The organism is Stenotrophomonas sp. CFBP 13718, from assembly GCF_014842145.1.
Taxonomy (GTDB): Bacteria; Pseudomonadota; Gammaproteobacteria; order Xanthomonadales; family Xanthomonadaceae; genus Stenotrophomonas.
The window spans coordinates 245,659-265,319 of the sequence record NZ_JACYVC010000003.1; the positions used below are offsets into that span (position 1 = coordinate 245,659).

Annotated in this window: 5 protein-coding genes; 1 reads left to right on the plus strand and 4 read right to left on the minus strand. The window is 67.8% G+C overall.

Annotation, left to right across the window (positions count from 1 at the left end; all coding sequences use genetic code 11):
- Positions 1 to 3: 3 nt before the first annotated feature.
- Positions 4 to 15,114 (minus strand): Ig-like domain-containing protein, encoded by a 15,111-nt coding sequence (locus tag IFT58_RS07040; RefSeq protein WP_192094306.1) that lies wholly within the window; start codon positions 15,112 to 15,114, stop codon positions 4 to 6.
- A 115-nt stretch (positions 15,115 to 15,229) separates the two neighbouring features.
- Positions 15,230 to 17,368 carry a DUF11 domain-containing protein gene (locus IFT58_RS19025; protein WP_192094307.1) on the minus strand — a complete coding sequence of 713 codons (2,139 nt, stop codon included), beginning with the start codon at positions 17,366 to 17,368 and terminating at the stop codon, positions 15,230 to 15,232.
- 329 nt (positions 17,369 to 17,697) lie between these two features.
- Here IFT58_RS19025 and IFT58_RS07050 point away from each other — a divergent pair, with 329 nt between their 5' ends.
- Entirely contained in the window at positions 17,698 to 18,057 is a 360-nt protein-coding gene (locus tag IFT58_RS07050) for a helix-turn-helix transcriptional regulator (RefSeq protein WP_192082051.1), read from the plus strand.
- 35 nt (positions 18,058 to 18,092) lie between these two features.
- Here IFT58_RS07050 and ung read toward each other — a convergent pair whose 3' ends face one another.
- Together ung and IFT58_RS07060 are read right to left on the minus strand one after the other, a co-directional pair.
- Entirely contained in the window at positions 18,093 to 18,818 is a 726-nt protein-coding gene (ung, locus tag IFT58_RS07055) for a uracil-DNA glycosylase (protein ID WP_192094308.1), read from the minus strand.
- Positions 18,818 to 19,657, minus strand: a complete 840-nt coding sequence (locus IFT58_RS07060) for a response regulator (RefSeq protein ID WP_192082053.1) — start codon at positions 19,655 to 19,657, stop codon at positions 18,818 to 18,820. Before IFT58_RS07060 ends, ung begins: the two co-directional genes overlap by 1 nt.
- Positions 19,658 to 19,661: the final 4 nt, after the last annotated feature.

The following is a 19,661-nucleotide window of genomic DNA, read 5'->3' on the forward strand; positions in this document are numbered from 1 at the left end:
GGGTCAGCGCCCCTCCCCGCGGGTGCCTGCAGCGGCAGGCGGGTCATCCAGGCGCAGGCTGTGCAGCACCCTCTCGTCACCAGGGCTCACCACGTCGATGCGTGCGGCGGCGGCCACGTCGGTCGCCAGGCGACCGCTGATCGCAGCGCCCAGTATCTGGGCACGTTGCCGTGCCAGTGCCTGCTGGTCCGGCGCAGCCACGATCAGCAGGCGGCCACCGCCGCGTGCCGTGAGCGCCTGCGCGGCTTTGTCCAGCACGGTGGCGGTGCCCGCAGCAAGGCGGGCCGTGCCGCGTTCGAACAGCCCGTCACCCAGTTCAATCACCGCACCGCTGGCGTGCGCCGGTTGCACCGCGATCTCACCGGCAGGCATCACCACACCGAAGTCGAAGCGCACCGGTACCCCGGGCGTGATACGGCGAACCAGCGGATTGGGCGAGGTGAAGCGTGCACCGGCCGGCACTGTGGACGGGTCCACCTTCAGGATGAAGTTGCGACCGCGTGCGCCGCCGCCCTGGATGCCGACGAGGTGATAGCGGCCGAACGCATCGGTCTCCATCAGCAGGCCTTCCACCGCCGCGACACGCACGCCGGGGATGCCGCGCTCGCCAGGCTCCTGGATGCCGTTGCCATTGCGGTCATCGAACACAGTGCCGACGATCAGGCTTTCATCCAGCAATGGATCCGCCGTGATGTCCACGTCCGCCGATGCGATGTTGCCGATGCTGCGGTTCTGCCCGTCGATCGCGGTGATGCGGTTGGTGTGCAGCCCGGTGCCGGTGCCTGCACCCACGCGCAGGTAATACACCACCGTGGCACTCTCGCCGACCGCGATATCGATGCCTTCGATGCGCAGCGGCTGCACGCCACTGGTGCGCGCGGCATTGTCCGCATCACGCACCGAGAAGCCGCCACTGACGAAGCTGAAGCCCGGTGGCAGCGTATCCAGCAGCGTTGCGCCGTTGGCATCCACGTCACCCACGTTGTCGATGGTGACCGTGTAGCGCACCAGGTCGCCGATCTGCGCACTGCGCTTGGCCGCCGTCTTGGTCAGCCGCAGGGTGGCCTGTTGGCCGGCGACGGTAACCGCCACGTTGGCCTCGGCACACATCGGCGTGGGGATGGACACATCACACAGGCGATAGCGGAAGCTGTCGGTGCCGAAGAAACCGGCCGTTGGCGTATACGTGCAGTTGCCATTGCCGCACCACGCCGTCCCTGCGCTCGGCGCGACCACCATCTGCAGCGACGCCGGGTCCAGCACGGCCATGCGTGCGCTGTCATTGGCCATGACATCGATCGCCATCGGATCGCTGGTTTCAGTGGTGACCACGTCGTCAGCCAGCGCCAGCACGTTCTGATCGACCATGACGTTCACCGTGGCATCCGCACACTGGCTCGCATCCGTCGCTTCGCAGACGCGGTAATCGAAGCTCTGCTGGCCGGCGAAGTTGGCCAGCACCGCGAAGCGGATGCGGGCCCGCGCCATCACCTCGGCGGTGCCGTACGGCGGCGGTGAGGTGATGCTCAGCACCACCGCGTCGGGGTCGATCGGCGTGCCGTCCATGCGATCGTTGCCCAGCACGTCGATCTCCACCACACCGTTCTGTGGCATCTCGATCAGATCATCCTGTGCCACCACGCGGTCGCTGCTGGCAACCACGGTGACACTGACCGTGCCGGTGTCGCAGACCGTGGGCTGGTTGATCAGGCAGATCGTGTAGGTGGTGCTGTAGCTGCCGGGCGACAGCCCCGCCGCCACGTTCAGGCCGCCGTCCGCGGTGAAGCTCAGCGCCGCCGTGGCAACCGGTGCGAACGTGACCTGTGCGGGATCCAGAACCGCGCTGTTGAACGTGTCATTGGCAAGTACGTTCACCAGGTTGGTCGCCCCCTGCCCCGCCGGCAGCGGACCCGCCGTGTCGTCCACCGCCAGCAGCGCACCCACCGGTCCCTGCACCAGTACGGTGATGATCGCCGTCGAGCAGTTGCCCGGCACACCGTTTTCGCACAACTGGTAACTCAGCTGCACCTGGCCCGGCTGCACGCCCGGTGCCACCATCAGCTGGCCCTGGTTGTTCATCGTATAGCCCGGTGTGGCGCCGACCAGGGTGGCGGTGACACTGCCCACCGGCGGCGGCGCTGCGCCGTTCCAGGTGTCGTTCTCCAGGACCGAGCGGGCGATGGTGCCACCCACCGACGGATCCACCGGGGTGCTGCTGAAGTCATCGTTGACCGCCAGCACCACATTGCTGGCCACCGTCATGCTGACCGTCGCCGTCCCGCAGACCGCGCTGTGGGGTGCAGGCAGGCAGACCTGGTAGGTGAAGCCAACCGTGCCGGAGGTGCCCGGCGGCGGGGTGTAGCTGAAGCTGCCATCGGCGTTGAACAACAGACCGGGCGGTGCGGCACCGACGAGGCTGAAGCTGGAGCCCGGCGGCACATTGTCGTTGTTGCCAACATTGCCGCTGGCGGTCTGCCCTGCGGAGGCAGACACGCTGTCGGCCGCCGGTGCGGGAACCAGCAGCAGCGACACCGTGGCCGAATCACAGTTGCCCGGTGCCGCGGCTTCGCACACCTGATAGGTCAACGCGACCGGCCCGGACAAGGTACCGGTCGGGATGGTGATCGTGCCGTCCGCCGCGATCACATAGCCCGCCGGTGCGCCCACCAGGCTCAGCACCACCGCAGCGGATGCCGGCGGGGTGGTCCCGTTGAGGGTGTCGTTGCCCAGTACGCTGGGGGTGCTGCTGCCCGGCGTCAGCGGGGCGCCAGTGAAATCATCAGCCTGTGCGGACAGCGTGCCGGTATTGATGTTCAACGTCACCGCCGCGGTACCGCATACGGCGGCATTCGGTGCGGGCAGGCACACCTGGTAGGTGAAGCCGATCTGGCCGGTGGTACCTGCCGGCGGTGTATAGGTGAAGCTGCCGTCGGCGTTGAACACCAGGCCCGGCGGCGTGGCGCCGGGAATCGAATACGTGGCGCCCGGAGGCATGCTGTCGTTGCTGCCGACGTTGCCACTGACCGGCTGGCCGGCCGGGGTCGATACCACGTCGGGCAGCGGCACCGGCGTCACCACCAGGCGGATGATCGCGCTGGCACAGTTGCCGGACGCAGCCGCCTCACAGACCTGATAGCTCAGCGTGGTGGCACCGGCGAGCGCGCCCACTGGCACGGTCACGGTGCCATCGGGGTTGATCACGAAGCCCGCAGGCGCACCCACCAGGCTCAGCTGCACGCTGGCCGGAGCCGGCGGCGTCACCCCGTTCAACGCGTCGTTGGCCAGCACGCTGGCGGTGACAGCGCCCGGCAGCAGTGGGCTGGCACTGAAGTCATCGTCCGCGGCCAGCAGGGTGCCGGTGTTGACGTTGATCGTTACCGAGGCGATGCCGCAGGTGGCCGCGTACGGTGCGGGCAGGCAGACCTGGTAACTGAAGCCGAGCGGGCCACTGCTGCCAGCGGGCGGGGTGTAGCTGAAGCTGCCATCGCCATCCAGCACCAGCCCCGGCGGCGTGGCACCCACGATGCTGAAGCTGGAACCCGGCGGCACGTTGTCATTGCTGCCGACGTTGCCGGTCACCGGCTGGCCGACCAGCGTGGATACCACGTCGGCCACCGGAACCGGGGTGAGCACCAGCACGACGTTGGCGGTCGCGCAGTTTGCCGGTGCGGCGGCTTCGCATACCCGATAGGTCAGCGACACCGCGCCGGACGGCGCGGCGAGCGGCGTGCCGATCGTGCCGTCCGCACTGATCACGTAGCCGGCCGGCGCGCCGACCAGGCTCAGCACCACGCTGCTGGCGGGCGGCGGGGTGACACCGTTCAGTGCATCGTTGAGCAGCACGCTGGGCGTGCTGCCGCCAGGCACGAGAGACGCGCTGCTGAAGTCGTCGTTACCGGCAACCACGGTGCCGACGCCGACCGTGATGGTCACCGTCGCCGTGCCGCAGACACTCCCGTTCGGCGCGGGCAGACAGACCTGATACGTGAAGCCGACCGGGCCCGTGGTGCTGGCTGGCGGCGTGTAGCTGTAACTGCCGTCGGCGTTGAGTGCCAGGCCGGCCGGCGGCGTGCCGACCACGCTGAACAGCGATCCAGCCGGCACGTTGTCGTTGCTGCCGACGTTGCCGCTGGTGGTCTGGCCTGCGGCCACCGAGACGCTGTCCGCTGCGGGTGCCGGGGTGAGCAGCAGCGACACCGTCGCGGTATCACAGTTGCTCGGCGCAGCCACCTCGCAGACCTGGTAGGTCAGGGTCACCAGCCCGGACACCGTGCCGCTCGGCGTGACCAGGGTGCCGTCCGGATTGATCGCATAACCGGCCGGCGCGCCGACCAGCGACAGCGTGACCGTAGCGGCCGCAGGCGGCGAGACGCCGTTCAAGGTGTCGTTGGCCAGCACACTGGCGGCGGTGGTCGCGCCGGGCAGCAGCGGCGTACCGCTGAAGTCATCCGCCTGTGCCGCCAGCGCGCCGTTGTTGACGTTGAGGGTCACCGAGGCGGTGCCGCAGATGCTTGCGTTCGGTGCCGGCAGGCAGACCTGGTAGGTGAAGCTCACCGGACCGGTGGTGCCTGCGGGCGGCGTGAATGTGAAGCTGCCATCGACGTTGAACTGCAGACCGGGCGGCGTGCCACCGATCACCGTGAACTGCGCGCCGACCGGCACGTTGTCATTGGTGCCGACGTTGCCCGCCACCGGCTGGCCCGCCGGCGTGGACAGCACGTCATCGACCGGCGCCGGACGCACCAGCAGCGTCACCAGGGCACTGTCGCAGTTACCGGGCGCAGCCGCTTCGCACAGCTGGTACGTCAGCGTGACCGGGCCGGACAGCGTGCCACCGGGTACGTTGATGGTGCCATCGGCGTTGATCGCATAGCCGGCCGGCGCGCCGACCAGGCTCAGCAACACGGCACTTGCCGCCGGCGGGGTGGTGCCGTTGAGCGTGTCGTTGGCGAGCACGCTGGGGGTGCTTGCACCGGGCGTGACCGGGGTGGCGCTGAAATCATCCGCCAGCGCATCCAGTGCACCGTTGTTGACGTTGATCACCACCGACGCCGTGCCGCATACCGTGGCGTTCGGCGCCGCCAGGCACACCTGGTAGTCAAAGGTGACCGGACTGACGACACCGGCAGGCGGTGTATAGGTGAAGCTGCCATCGGCGTTGAACAGCAGGCCGGCAGGCGCCGTACCCACGACACTGAACAACGAGCCGGCGGGCACATTGTCATTGCTGCCGACAGTACCGGTGGTTGCCTGCCCGGCCAGCGTGGAGACCACATCGGCGGCCGGCACCGGCGTCAGCAGCAGCGACACCGCCGCGGTGACGCAGTTGGTCGGCGCAGCGGACTCGCAGATCCGGTACGTCAGCGCGACCGGGCCCGAAGGCGTGGTAGCCGGAGTGGAGATCGTTCCGTCCGGGTTGATCACATAGCCGGCTGGCGCACCGACCAGGGACAGCACGACGCTCGCCGCAGACGGCGGCGTGGCGCCGTTCAATGCATCGTTGGCCAGCACGCTGGGCGTCGTGGCACCCGGCAGCAGCGGCGCACCGCTGAAGTCATCGTCGCCCGCCTGCAGCGAGCCCGTGCCCAGGGTGATGGTTACGCCCGCGGTGCCACACACCGTGGCGTTCGGTGCGGGCAGGCACACCTGGTAGCTGAAGCTGACCGGCCCGATGGTGCCCACCGGTGGCGTGTAGCTGAAGCTGCCGTCCGCGTTGAAGGACAGGCCAGCGGGCGCGGTGCCCTGCACGCTGAAGGAGGCGCCGACCGGCACGTTGTCGTTGCTGCCGACAGTGCCGGTGGCGGTCTGGCCTGCGGCAACCGACAGGGTATCGCCCACCGGAGCAGGTATCAGCACCAGCGACACCGTCGCCGTGTCGCAGTTGCCGGGTGCGGCGACTTCGCACAGCTGGTACGTCAAGGTGACTGCACCGGACGCGGTGCCGGTGACGAGCGTGCCGTCGGCGTTGATCGCGTATCCGGCAGGCGCACCGAGCAGCGACAACGTCACCGTGCCGGGGGCAGGCGGCGTTGCACCGTTCAAGCTGTCGTTGGCCAGCACGCTGGCCGTGGTGGTCGCACCGGGCAGCAACGGGGTGCCGCTGAAATCATCGGCAACGGCCGACAAGGCGCCGTTGTTGACGTTGATCACCAGGATCGCGTTGCCGCAGACGGCCCCGTTGGGTGCCGGCAGGCACGCCTGGTAACTGATGCTGACCGGTCCGGTGGTGCCGGCCGGCGGACTGTAGCTGAAGCTGCCGTCGGGGTTGAACACCAGCCCCGCAGGCACACTGCCGGTGACCGAGAACACCGCACCCACCGGCACGTTGTCGTTGCTGCCGACATTGCCCACCACCTGCTGGCCGGCCGGCGTGGATACGACATCATTGGCCGGATCCGGCGTGACCAGCAGGCTGATCTGCGCACTGTCACAGTTGCCAGGCGCTGCTGCTTCGCACAGCTGATAAATCAAGGTGACCGGCCCGGACAACGTGCCTGCGGGCACGCCGACGGTGCCATCCGGGTTGATGACATAGCCGGCCGGTGCGCCGACCAGACTCAGCAGCACCGAGGCGGCCGCAGGCGGCGTGACCCCGTTGAGCGTGTCGTTGGCGAGCACGCTGGGTGTACTCCCACCCGGCAGCACGGCCACGGCACTGAAGTCATCGGCGAGCGCATCCAACGCGCCGTTGTTGACATTGATGGTGACCGACGCGATACCGCAGGTGGTTGCGTTCGGTGCGGGCAGGCACACCTGGTAGCTGAAGCTGACCGGGCCGGTGATCCCTGCAGGCGGGGTGTAAGTGAAGCTGCCATCGGCGTTGAACAGCAACCCCGTAGGCGGCGTGCCGACCACGCTGAACAACGCGCCAGCGGGCACGTTGTCGTTGTCGCCAACGCTGCCGCTCACGGCCTGGCCAGCCAACGTGGAGACGACGTCGGCCACCGGCACCGGCGTCAGCAGCAGCGACGCGGTGGCCGTATCGCAGTTGGCCGGCGCGGCGGCTTCGCAGATCTGATAAGTCAGGGTAACGGCGCCGGCCGGCGTACCGCCCTGGGTGGCGATCGTGCCATCCGCATTGATCGCGTAACCGGCCGGTGCACCGACCAGGCTCAGCACGACATCACTGGCCAGCGGCGGACTGACACCGTTCAACGCGTCGTTGGCCAGCACGCTGGCCGTGCTGCCGCCCGGCACCAGCGGCGTGCCGCTGAAGTCATCGTTCGCCGCCGCCAGCGTGCCTGTATTGACGTTGATGGTCACCGATGCAGTGCCGCACACCGCGGCATACGGCGCGGGCAGGCAGACCTGATAGGTGAAGCCGACCGGACTGACCACGCCCACCGGCGGGGTGTAGGTGTAGCTGCCATCGGCGTTGAACACCAGCCCAGCCGGCGTGATGCCGGTGACGCTGAACTGGGCGCCCGCCGGCACGTTGTCATTGCTGCCGACATTGCCGCTGGTGGACTGACCCGCAGCCACCGATACCGTATCGGCGGCAGGCGCAGGCGCGAGCACCAGCGTGACCAGGGCGGTGTCGCAGTTGGCCGGCGCGGCGGATTCGCACAGCTGGTAGGTCAGGTTGACCGCACCGGATGTCGCGCCAACCGGTGTGCTGATGAAGCCGGCCGCATTGATCGCATAGCCGGCCGGCGCACCCACCAGGCTCAGGATCACCGTACCGGCCGCAGGCGGACTCACCCCGTTCAAGGTGTCATTGACCAGCACGCTGGTGGAGGTGCTGGCACCGGGCAGCAATGCAGTGGCGGTGAAGTCGTCGACGGCGGCGTCCAGGGCCCCGTTGTTGACGTTGATGCTGACCGACGCAGTGCCACACACCGCACCGTTCGGCGCAGGCAGGCACACCCGGTAATCGAACGTGACCGGACTGGCCACGCCGGTCGGCGGATTGAAGAGGAAGCTGCCATCAGCGTTGAACACCAGTCCGGCCGGGGTGGCGCCTACCATGCTGAATACCGAGTCGGCGGGCACGTTGTCGTTGCTGCCGACACTGCCGGCCACGGCCTGCCCTGCCGACGTCGACACCACATCGTTGGACGGCACCGGGGTCAGCAGCAGGCTGGCATCGGCGCTGTCGCAGTTGGTCGGCGCCGCGGCTTCGCACACCTGGTAGGTCAAAGCCACCGGCCCGGACAGCGCGCCGCTGGGCACGCTGAGAGTGCCATCGGCGTTGATGGCATAGCCCGCCGGTGCGCCGACCAGGCTCAGCACGACCGATGCGGCCGCCGGTGGCGTGACCCCGTTGAGCGTGTCATTGGCCAGCACGCTCGGCGTGCTGCCACCGGGCAGGATCGCTGTGCCGCTGAAGTCGTCCGCCACTGCATCCAGCGCGCCGTTGTTGACATTGATCGTGACCGACGCGGTGCCGCACACGGTGCCGTTCGGCGCAGGCAAGCAGACCTGGTACGTGAAGCTCACCGGGCTGGCAACGCCGAGGGGTGGGGTATAGGTGAAGCTGCCATCGGCGTTGAACAGCAGGCCGTCCGGCGCCGTGCCCGGCACGGTGAACACGGCATCGGCCGGAACGGTGTCGTTGCCGCCGACGTTGCCGGTCACCGCCTGCCCGGCCAGCGTGGACACCACATCGGCCACCGGGGCCGGCACCACCACCACTGCGACGCTGGCGGTCTGGCAATTGCTCGGCGCGGCGGCTTCGCACAGCTCGTAGTCCAGGCTGACGGCACCGGACGGCGCGGCCAGCGTGATCGCTATCGTGCCGTCGGCGTTGATGGCGAAGCCCGCCGGCGCACCGATCAGGCGCAGGGTGACCTCGTTGGCCGGCGCGGGGCTGACGCCGTTCAAGGCATCGTTGGCCAGCACGCTGGCGGCGCTGGTAGCGCCCGGCAGCAACGGGGCGGCACTGAAGTCATCGTTGGCGGCCAGCAGTGCACCGCTGTTGATCGTCAGGGTCACCGTGGACGTGCCGCATACAGCGGAATCCGGTGCCGGCAGGCACACGCGGTAATCGAAGCTCACTGCGCCCGTCGTGCCGATCGGCGGTGCGTAGCTGAAGCTGCCATCGGCGTTGAACAGCAGGCCGGCCGGGGCGGTGCCGACGACGCTGAAGACCGCGCCGGGCGGCACGTTGTCATTGCTGCCCGCGTTGCCCAGCACGGTCTGCCCGGCCAGCACGGTCAGGGCGTCGGGCGTGGGTACCGGGGTCAGCAGCAGGCCGACCTGTGCGGTGTCACAGTTGGTCGGCGCGGCGGCCTCGCACACCTGGTACGTCAGGTTCACCACACCGGATACCGCGCCGGTCGGCGTGCTGATCGTGCCGTTGGCGTTGATCGCGTAACCCGCCGGTGCACCGACCAGGCTCAGCACCACAGCGGCCGCCGCAGGCGGCGTGGCACCGTTCAAGGTGTCGTTGGCCAGCACGCTGGTGGCGGTGCTGTCACCTGGCAGCAGCGGGGTGCCACGGAAGTCGTCTGCCACCGCCGACAGCGCGCCGTTGTTGACGTTGATCGTCACCGTGGCCGTGCCGCACACCGTTGCATCCGGCGCGGCCAGGCACACCTGGTAGTCGAAGGTGACCGGGCTCACCACGCCGACCGGCGGGGTGAAAGTGAAGCTGCCATCGGCATTGAACACCAGCCCGGCCGGGGCGGCGCCGACGACGGCGTACGCCGCGCCAGCGGGCACGTTGTCGTTGCTGCCAACGGTGCCGCTGACGGCCTGGCCCACTGGCGTGGACACCACGTCATCCAACGGCTGCGGGGTCAGCAGCAGTGATACCTGGGCGGTATCGCAGTTGGTGGGCGCGGCGGCTTCGCACACCTGGTACGTCAACAGCACGCGGCCGCTGGCCGTACCGGCGGGAATCCCGATCGTGCCGTCGGCATTGATCACATAGCCGGCCGGCGCGCCGACCAGGGACAGCAGCACGTCAGCCGATGCGGGCGGGGTCACCGCGTTGAGCGTGTCATTGGCCAGCACGCTGCCGGTACTGCTGCCCGGCAGCAGCGCGCTGCCACTGAAGTCGTCGTCCGCTGCGGACAGCGCACCGTTGTTGACGTTGAGGGTGACCGTGGCGCCGGAGCACAGTGCGGCATCCGGTGCCGGCAGGCAGACCTGATAGCCGAACGTGACCGGGCTGACCACGCCGGTCGGCGGGGTGAACACGAAGCTGCCATCCGCATTGAACACCAGGCCAGCCGGACTGGCCGTGGTCAGCACGAACTGCGCGTTTGCTGGACTGTTGTCGTTGGCGCCCACGTTGCCGCTGACCGCCTGTCCGACCTGGGTCGATACCGCGTCGGCCACCGCCTGCGGCGACACGACCAAGCGGATGCTGGCGGTATCGCAGTTGGACGGCAACGCAGCTTCGCACAGCTGGTAGGTAACGGTGAGCGCGCCGGCCGGCGTGCCGGCCGCCACGGTCAGCACGCCGTCATTACCGATACTGACACCGGCCGGGGCGGCAGGCAGCGTCACCACCACGCTGGCGGGGTCCGGTGGGCTCACACCATCCAGGCTGTCGTTGACCAGCACCGAGGCGGTGTTGCCACCCAGGGTGGGATTGATCGGCGTGGCGCTGAAGTCGTCATCCGCCGCCACCAGCGTGCCGGCGTTGATGTTGATGCTGACGTTGGCGCTGGAACACAGCGTGGCGTACGGCGCCGGCAGGCACACGTCGTAACTGAAGGACACCGGGCTGGCCACGCCCACCGGCGGGGCATAGGTGAAGGTGCCATTGCCGTTGAACAACAGCCCGTCCGGCGCTACGCCGGTCACGCGGAACTGCGAACCCGCCGGCGCGTTGTCATTGTCACCCACGCTTCCATTGAGCAATCGGCCGGCCTGCGTGGACAGCGCATCGTCGCTGGCTTGCGGCGTCACGACCACGGTGATCTGTGCACTGGCGCAGTTGGCCGGCGCAGCCACTTCGCACAGTTGGTAGGTGAGAACGTTGACGCCGGCGGTGGCCGCTGCCGGCACCTGCAGCAGACCGTCGGTGGTGAGCGCGTAGCCGGCAGGCGCGCCGACCAGTTGCAGCGTCACCGAAGCGGACGCCGGCGGCAATACGCCGTTCAAGCTGTCATTGGCGAGCACGCTCTGCGCGGTGTTGCCACCGGGCGGCAACGGCGTGGCAGTGAAGTCATCGCCCAGCGCAGCCAGGTTGCCGGCATTGACGCTGATCGTGGCCGATGCCGTGCTGCATCGGGTGCTGTCCGGCGCAGGCAGGCAGACCTGGTAATCGAAGTTCACCGCCCCGGTGAAGTTGACCGGTGGATTGAACAGGAAGCTGCCATCCGGGCTGAACGACAGGCCGGTGGGTTCGATGCCGGTGACGCTGTAGACCGAGCCGACCGGTGCGTTGTCATTGCTGCCGACCGTGCCGGCGAGCAGCTGCCCGACCGGAGTGGAGAACGCATCGGCCAGCGCCTGTGGTGACACCACCAGCGAGATCTGGGCGGTATCGCAGTTGCTGGGCAATGCGGCTTCGCACAGCTGGTAGGTGAGCGTCACGGCACCGGCCACCACACCGGCGGCGACGTTGACGGTGCCATCGGCGGCCAGCGTGTAACCGGCCGGCGCATTGAGCAGCGCAAGCTGCACGGCGCTGGACGCTGGCGGCGTTGCAGTGTCCAGGCTGTCGTTGACCAGCACGCTGGCGGTGCTGCCGCCCAGCGCAGGATCCACCGGTGTCGCGCGGAAGTCATCGTCGTTGGCGACCAGCGTGCCCGCGTTGACGTTCAGGGTGACCGTCGCGGTGGTGCAGACGGTGGTGTTGGGAGCAGGCAGGCAGACCTGGTAGGCGAATGTCACGGCCCCCTGCGTGCCCGGCGGTGGTGTGTAGATGAAGCTGCCATCGGCATTGAACACCAGGCCTGCCGGTGCGGTGCCGCTGACTTCGTAGGCACTGCCGGCGGGAACGTTGTCGTTGGCGGCAACACTGTTGTTCAGCGCTATCCCCGCCTGGGTGCTGAAGTTGTCGTTGTTCGCAACCGGGCTCAACAGCAGCAGCACGTTGGCCGAGCTGCAGTTGGACGGCAGCGCGACTTCGCACACCTGGTACCCGAAGGTGACCTGGCCTGCCGCAGCGCCCCCGGGCACGGTGACGGTGCCGTTGCTGTTCACCACGTATCCGGCCGGCTCGCCCACCAGGGTCAGCTGCACTTCCGACGGATCCGGCGGAATCGCGCCGTTGTGGGTGTCATTGGCCAGCAGGCTGTTGGTTGTACCGCCGGTGTTGGCATCCAGGATCAACGAGCGGAAATCATCGTCGTTGGCCTGCAGCGTGCCGGCATTGACGTTGACGGTCACCGTTGCCGTCGCGCAGACCGTGGCCTGCGGTGCCGGCAGGCAGACCTGGTAATCGAACGTGGTCGGGCCGGTGAACAGCGTCGGCGGTGTGTACGTGAAGCTGCCATCGGCCGCGAACACCAGGCCTGCAGGCGCAGGGGCGACCACGGTGAACTGCGAGCCGGCCGGTGCATTGTCGTTGATCGCGACGTTGCCGCTGACGGGACGACCTGCATTGGTCGACAGCACGTCGTCCACCGCATCGGGCGTAATGAGCACCGTGATGGTGGCGGTATCGCAGTTGGTAGTGCCGGGCTCGCACAGCTGGTAGGTGAGGTTGACGATGCCCGCTTGGGCGCCCGCCGGCACGCTCAGCTCGCCGGTAGGCTGCAGGGTGAACCCCACCGGTGCAGCACCGGTCAGCGCGAACGCCGCCTGTGCGGGGACAACCGGCGCGGCGTTGATGGTGTCGTTGGTCAGGACGCTGGCAGTCAGTCCGCCTGCCGCCGTCAGCGGCGTGCTTGAGAAGTCGTCATCGTTGGCGGCGATGGCGGCAGCCGTCACGACGAAGCTTGCCGTGGCAGTGGCACATATCGCGCTGTTGGGCGCGGGCAGGCAGACCTGGTACTGGAAGCTGTCCGTACCGCTGTAGGCCGGCAACGCGGTGTAACTGAAGCTGCCATCGGGGGCCACTGTCGCGGTGCCGTCCGTCGGCCCGGACAGCAGGTTGTATACCGCGTCGGTTGCGGGGTTGTCGTTGCCGCTCAGCACACCGGGGAATGCAACGCCGGCGGTGGCGCTGAAGCTCTCGCCCGCGGCCGACGGCGCCACCACCAGCTGCACGGTGGCCGTATCGCAATTGCTCGGCGTGGCCACTTCGCACAGTCGGTAGGTGAGCGTCTGTGCGCCGGCCGGTGCGCCTGCGGCGACGACGATCTGGCCGGCTGCGTTCACGCTGTAGTCTGCTGCCGCGCCCTGCAGGGCCACCGTGACCTGTGCCGGCGCGACCCCCACACCGTTCAGCAGATCGTTGGCCAGCACGCTGGTCGTCGTGCCACCGCTGGCAGCTACCAGAATAGTGATCACGTCGTCCACCGCATCGATGGCATTCGCCGCGACCTGCACGTTGACCGTGGCGGTATCGCACACCAACGCGTTCGGTGCGGGCAGGCAGATCTGGTAAACGAATTGGTCGGGACCGGTGTTGCCATTGCCGGGGGTGTAGGTGAATACACCGAAGGCATCCATCACCACCGTGCCGCGCGTCGGCAGCGTGGTCACCGTAAACGCAGAACCGGCCGCGACGTTGTCGTTGTCCGCGACGTTGCCGCTCACCGGCAGGCCGGCGCCCGGCGTGGCCACGCTGTCATCCACTGCATCCGGACTGATGATCAGGGAGACGTCGGCGGTATCGCAGTTGTTCGGTACGGCGGCTTCGCACAGGCGATACGTCAGCGTGGTGACGCCCGCAGCTGCCGTGGCCGGCACGGTGATTTCGCCGGTCGGCGCGATGCTGAAGCCCGCCGGCGGCGTGGCCAGCGTCAGTACGACCAGCGCCGGTGCAAAGGGGGCCCCGTTGAGCGTGTCGTTGCCCAGTACAGACGGCGTGGTGCCTCCCGCACCGGCAGCGAACGGCGCGGGGAACGCATCGTCGACGGCGAGCAGCTGGTTGGCATCCACCAGCACGCCGGCGCTGGCGAAAGCGCAGACCGCCGCATCGGGCGCAGGCAGGCACACGCGGTACTCGAAGGACACGGGCGACAGGATTCCGCCCGTCGGGGCCAGGGTGAAGCTGCCATCCGCGTTGAACACCAGACCCGCCGGCAGTGCGCTCGTGGCGGTATACAGCGCATTCGGCGGGGCATTGTCATTGGTGGCCACGGTACCGCTGAACGACGGCGTGCCGGATGCCACGTTGTAGCTGTCGGACAGCGTCGACGGGGCGACCACGAAGGTGGCGCTGGCGGTGGCGCAGTTGCTCGGCGATACCCGTTCGCAGATCTGGTAATCCAGCGACGTGCGGCCGGCAGGCGCGCCACCGGGCACGGTGATCCGCCCGTCGCTGTCGATGCTGAATCCTGTCGGCGCCGCCGGCAGCGTGACGATCAGGTCCGCTGCCACGACCGTCGCCCCTCCCAGGGTGTCGTTGACCAGCACGCTGGAGGTGGTGCCGCCGGTGCTGGCGATCACGCCGGGAAATACGTCGGCCACGGCCACGATCGCGGCCGGCTGCACACTGATCGCCGGCGTGGTGGCGCTGTTGTCACCCGGCGTTGGATCGGTGGTGCCCGGCGGCAGGATCAGCGAGGCGGTGTTCGCCGGCACGGTTGCCGGGGTGGCAGAGGGCGCCGTGCCACTGACCACCAGCGTCACCGCGTCGCCGACGCCGATGTTCACCTGCACGCTGATGCTGTTGCCGGTGCCGCTGGCGAGCGCGCATGACGAGGCCGGTGAGGCCGCCGTGCAGGTCCAGCTGACGTTGGTCAGCAGGACCGGCACCGCATCGACCACGGTTACGCCGAGCGCGCTGGACGGGCCCTGGTTGTTGACCTGGATCTGGTACTGCACGGGCGCGCCCGCGGTCACGCTGGTCGGGCCGAGGATGCTCTTCGACAGGCTCAACTGCGCCTGCAAGGCAAGCACGTTGCTGTCGGTGGCGCTGTTGTTGCCCGGCACCAGATCGCCGATGTCGGCGGGCGGCGCGACGTTGGCGGTGTTGCTGAGCGGGCTCGGGTAGGACTGGGCGAACAAGGTGGCCGGCAGCAGCATGGCGAGCAGGCACGCACCCCACCCTTTACGGGCAAGCGATACGGCGCGTTGCATGCGGTGCTCGACTGCCTTGGACATGCCCTGTTCCTCGCCTGCTGCGGGTTGCATCACGGCGATGCGTTCCCGTCGTTCCGTCGTCAGTGCCGGCAGCACGCGATGGGCTGCGCGCCGGTCGGGGTAAGGCACCCGCGCGTCAGTACGCGGCGGGGTTGCTGCTGAAGATCACCGGGACGTTGATCGTGGCCTGCCCGCCATCGATCAGATCGACACCGACGCTGATGCTGTTGCCGCCCACTGCCCCGCCACTGGCCACGGCGCAGGCGCTGCCCGCACTGGCGCTGCAGGTCCAGGCGGCGCTCAAGGTCGCTCCGTTGGGCAGGGTGTCGTTGACCACCGCAGCGGTCACTGCATCGGGGCCGCCGTTGGTCACCACCAGGGTGTACGTCGCGGTGCCACCAGGCGTGTACGTGCCACTGCCGTCGGTCTTGGTGATCGATAGATCCGCTCGGCGCGTGCGGTTGACGATGCGGCATACCAGCGCGACGGGCACGGCGCTCACGGCCGGCGCCTGCAGGTTGAAGCTGTTGCCGGTGCCCGAGCTGACGACCGTGCCGTCCTGGTTGGCGCACTGCCACGTGCTGGCATAGCGCTCCAGGGTGGTGCCCGCCGCTGCGGTTTCCGCCATTGCGTAGGTGCCGCCCGGCACGGTCACCACCGCAGCGGTGGCCCCGTTGTTGCCAACGTTGTTCGCCGCGCCCACCGTGCCGCCGTTGTAGGTGATGGCCAGGTTGAAGCGGCCGGTGTCATTGGTGGGCTGCAGTTCCTTCACCAGCTGCAGCGTGGCCGCGCAAGCCTGCGTCACCCCTTCCACGGTGAACACGGCCTGGCCGATGCGGATACCGAGCAGGCCCAGCAGGTTGTCGACCAGTCCACCCAGCAGGGTCGTCAACACCGGCGTCACCAGCGTGTTCACCGCCGTACGGATCGGCTGCAGCAGGGTGCTGACCAGCGTGTTGACCAGATCGTTGATCGGCAACGGCAACGGCAGCGCACCCAGTAATGTCACCACCGGGGTGCCGCTGGTGACCTGGATGTTGAGCGAGTTGACCAGGGTGGACACCATCGTTGCCGCGCTGACGGTACCGGCTGCGAGCGTGCGCGTCTGTGGGTACGGGCCGGTGAAACTTGCCGCCTGCAGGCCGGGCGTGGCCGTGGCGAAGCCGCGGATGCTGACGGCCAGCGGCACCGATACGTCGGCGACGGGAATGTTGAGCAGCGTGGTGATGCGCACCGTGACATTGAGCGAGGTAAGCGTCGCTGGCGTCAGGGCGCTTTCGGTCAGCACGGTCGATCGGTTGAAGAACGTGGCATCGCTGATCTGCCCCACGTACAGGTTCACCAGTCCCGGGCGCGCCTGCAGCGTCACCGCATTGGCCACCAGGTTGACCGCTGAGATGCTGCCCTCGGCGCGGGCGATGTCGGCGTATACCTGCAGGTGCAGCACGCTGGCACTGATGTTGGCGTTGGATACTTTGACCAGGCCCAGCACGTTGAGGTTGTTGAGCAGCCCCGACAGCGCCGCCGTGTTCAGACCCTGCGCCAGGTCGAGGTCCAGCTTCACCCGGATCGCCGCACTGTGGAACGCGCTGCCCAGTGGGCCGCAGGTATAGACCGGGCGCTCCACCACCTGCAGCCACAGGCGTACGTTGGCCAGGCCGGTGAGCCCCAGCGCCGCGGTGTTCACCGTGATCGGCGTCGGCGTGGTCAACACGTTGCTGAAGTTGTACAGCTGCACGCTGCCGGTCAGCAGGTCGAGCACGTTGAGCCTGACCGTGGTCAGCGAACCGGTGGGGAGTGCGATCTCCAGCAGATCCCCCAGCCGGATCGTGCCGGTGGCACCGGCTACGCCGAGTGGCAACGCGTTGAGGATATTGGCGGCCAGCGCCTGGTTGTCGGCCTGCAGCACGGCCACCATCGCGGCGCGCAACGTACCGAGGCTGATCGCAGTGTTCAGCACCTGGCTGGGGTCGCTGACGACCACGCCGCCGTTGAGCTGGGTGATCAGCGCATTGAGGTTGATGTTGGCACCGGCCAGGCTGTTCCAGTCGGCGGCGGTCAGGTTGAGGGTGGTGCCCGGCAGCAGCGCGCCGAACAGCAGGTTGAGGATCGGGCTCTGGGTGGAATCCACCGATGCCAACCGCGGGCCGGCGCTGACGCAGGCACCGGCGGTACAGGCCGTGGTCGCTTGGGCATGGGCGCGGCCCAGGCAACCCAGCACCATCAACACCGTCAGCAACACCAGCGCGTGCCAGCGTAATGACGGTGGTTTCACGGCCTTCACATTAACCATTCCCTTGCCCCCCGCATTGCTTCAGGCAGTACCTGATCGCGGCGGCGGAATTACTCCGTCACCTGAACTGATTCACTGCTGTCCGGTTTTCCCCGGGATTACGTTTAGGCCCGGTTCGGAGTGATTAATGCGGGGCGCGGCGAAACCGTCAAACGGGAGGATGTGAAAGTAGAGGGCAGTAACGCTGACCTGCAGTCCAAGGGAAGGTCGGCACGGTTGCTACATAAACGCCCGACAGCGTTTCTGTACAGCCGAAAAAAGAATCACTTCCCGGTAAGCTGTGCTTACCACGACATGGAGAGGGGTGGGAAATGAAGGATATGTGCGACAGGATCCGGCGCTCACGACTTACTGCCGGGCTATCCCAATCACAGTTGGCGCAGGAAACCGGCGTCCGCCGGAGCGCCGTCGCGCAGTGGGAACGTGAGGGCGGAACCTGCCCAAGTGTGACCCATTTGGCACAAATTGCAATTGTGACGCAGGTCTATTTTGAATGGTTGGCAACGGGGCGCGGACCGGGTAGACCACAGGATGGAAACGATTTGCCCATTCCGGAGATAACACCCGCCGAGCGCAATCCGCACGAGGCCGAGATTCTCTGCCTGTTACGGAAAATGACGCCGCGGAAACGTAAAGTGGCACGCGCGATAATCGAAATGCTGGAGGACTGATCGTCCGCGTGACGACTCACGGTCGTCACTCACCTTCATTCCCCAACCGCTGCGCTCATCGTGCTGGCCGATGGTAGCGACCAGTCGATCGGCGCCTGTCCCCGGCGCTGCAGATAGTCGTTGGCAGCGGAAAAATGCCCGCAGCCGATGAAGCCGCGGTGCGCCGACAGCGGCGAGGGATGCGGCGCTTTCAGGACGCGGTGACGGGCCGTGTCGATTACCTTGCCCTTCTGCTGCGCATAGCTGCCCCAGAGCATGAACACCAGACCGTCGCGCTCCCGGTTCAAGGTCTCCACCACATGGTCGGTAAAACCTTCCCAGCCACGCTTCTGATGCGCACCGGCACTGCCCTCTTCCACCGTCAACACCGCATTGAGCAGCAGCACGCCCTGGCGGGCCCACGGCAGCAGGCAGCCATGGTCCGGCCGCGGCAGTCCCAGGTCACGCTCGATCTCCTTGTAGATGTTGAGCAGCGAGGGCGGCACCGGCACGCCGGGCTGCACCGAGAAGCTCAGGCCATGCGCCTGGCCACGGCCGTGGTACGGGTCCTGGCCGAGGATCACCACCTTGGTCGCATCGAAGGGCGTGGCGTCGAAGGCGGCAAAGATCTGCGGGCCCGGCGGAAAGACCGCGGCGCCTGCCGCCTTGCGCTGGCGCAGGAAGGCGGACAGTTCGCGCATCTGCGGCTGCAGCAACCAATCGCCCACGTGCGCTTTCCAGCTCGCTTCCAGCTGGATGGAGGGGAGTACGACGTCGTTCATTACATTACCGATCGGGGGTTCAGTCGGGACAGCCGCAACTGGAACAATACCTTCGTCACCAGCAGGCGTTCTTCGATGGGCTTGAGCACCAGGTCGTTCGCACCGGCCTGCAGCAGCACGGTCTGGTTGAGTGGATTGCCATCCCCGGTCATCACCAGCACCGGCAGCCGGCGCTTGCTGTAACCGAAATCCACGCGCACGCGCTCCACCAGGTCGCGGCCACTGAGCTCGCCCTTCAAGGTGACATCGGTCAGCACCAGATCGATCCGGTGCTGGTTGCGGCCGAGGGATTCGGCGGTCAGCAGGGTGACCGCTTCTTCGGCGGTCATCACGTGCAGCACGTTGAGCTGCTGCCTTTCCAGCATGCGCTTGGTGGCCTCGGCCACCACCCGGCTGTCTTCCACGTACAACAGCGTGGCGCCGGGAATGATCGCCGGTTGCACATAGCCGCGGATGAAGGCGGCCAGCGCCTCGTGGCCCAGCGACTTGTCGAAATAATCGGTGATGTAGTCGGTGAAACGGCGCTGCTCCAGGTGTACCTGTGCTTCGCCGGAGACCACGATCACCGGCACGTACGCCTGGCCGGCGGATTCGCGCACCATCTTCGCCAGCGCCAAGCCATCGCCATCGGGCAGCGACAAGGACGTGGTGACCAGGTTGACTGGTCCCTCCAGCAGGGCCCGGCGGGCGTCTTCGATGCCGGCACAGCCCACCACCTGCACGCCGGGCAGGTCGCGCTGCAGCACGTCACCGATCAGCTTGCGGACCAGCCGCGATCCGTCGACCACCATGACCCGGGTGGCATCGTCGTGCAGGTGTTTGAGGGCGTGCTTGAGCATGCCG

Excerpts from the sequence above, each read along its gene's own strand:
- IFT58_RS07050 (WP_192082051.1), top strand. The coding sequence starts at position 17,698 with ATGAAGGATATGTGCGACAGGATCCGGCGCTCACGACTTACTGCCGGG.
- ung (WP_192094308.1), bottom strand. The coding sequence starts at position 18,818 with ATGAACGACGTCGTACTCCCCTCCATCCAGCTGGAAGCGAGCTGGAAA.
- IFT58_RS07060 (WP_192082053.1), bottom strand. The coding sequence starts at position 19,657 with ATGCTCAAGCACGCCCTCAAACACCTGCACGACGATGCCACCCGGGTC.
- IFT58_RS07040 (WP_192094306.1), bottom strand. The coding sequence starts at position 15,114 with ATGTCCAAGGCAGTCGAGCACCGCATGCAACGCGCCGTATCGCTTGCC.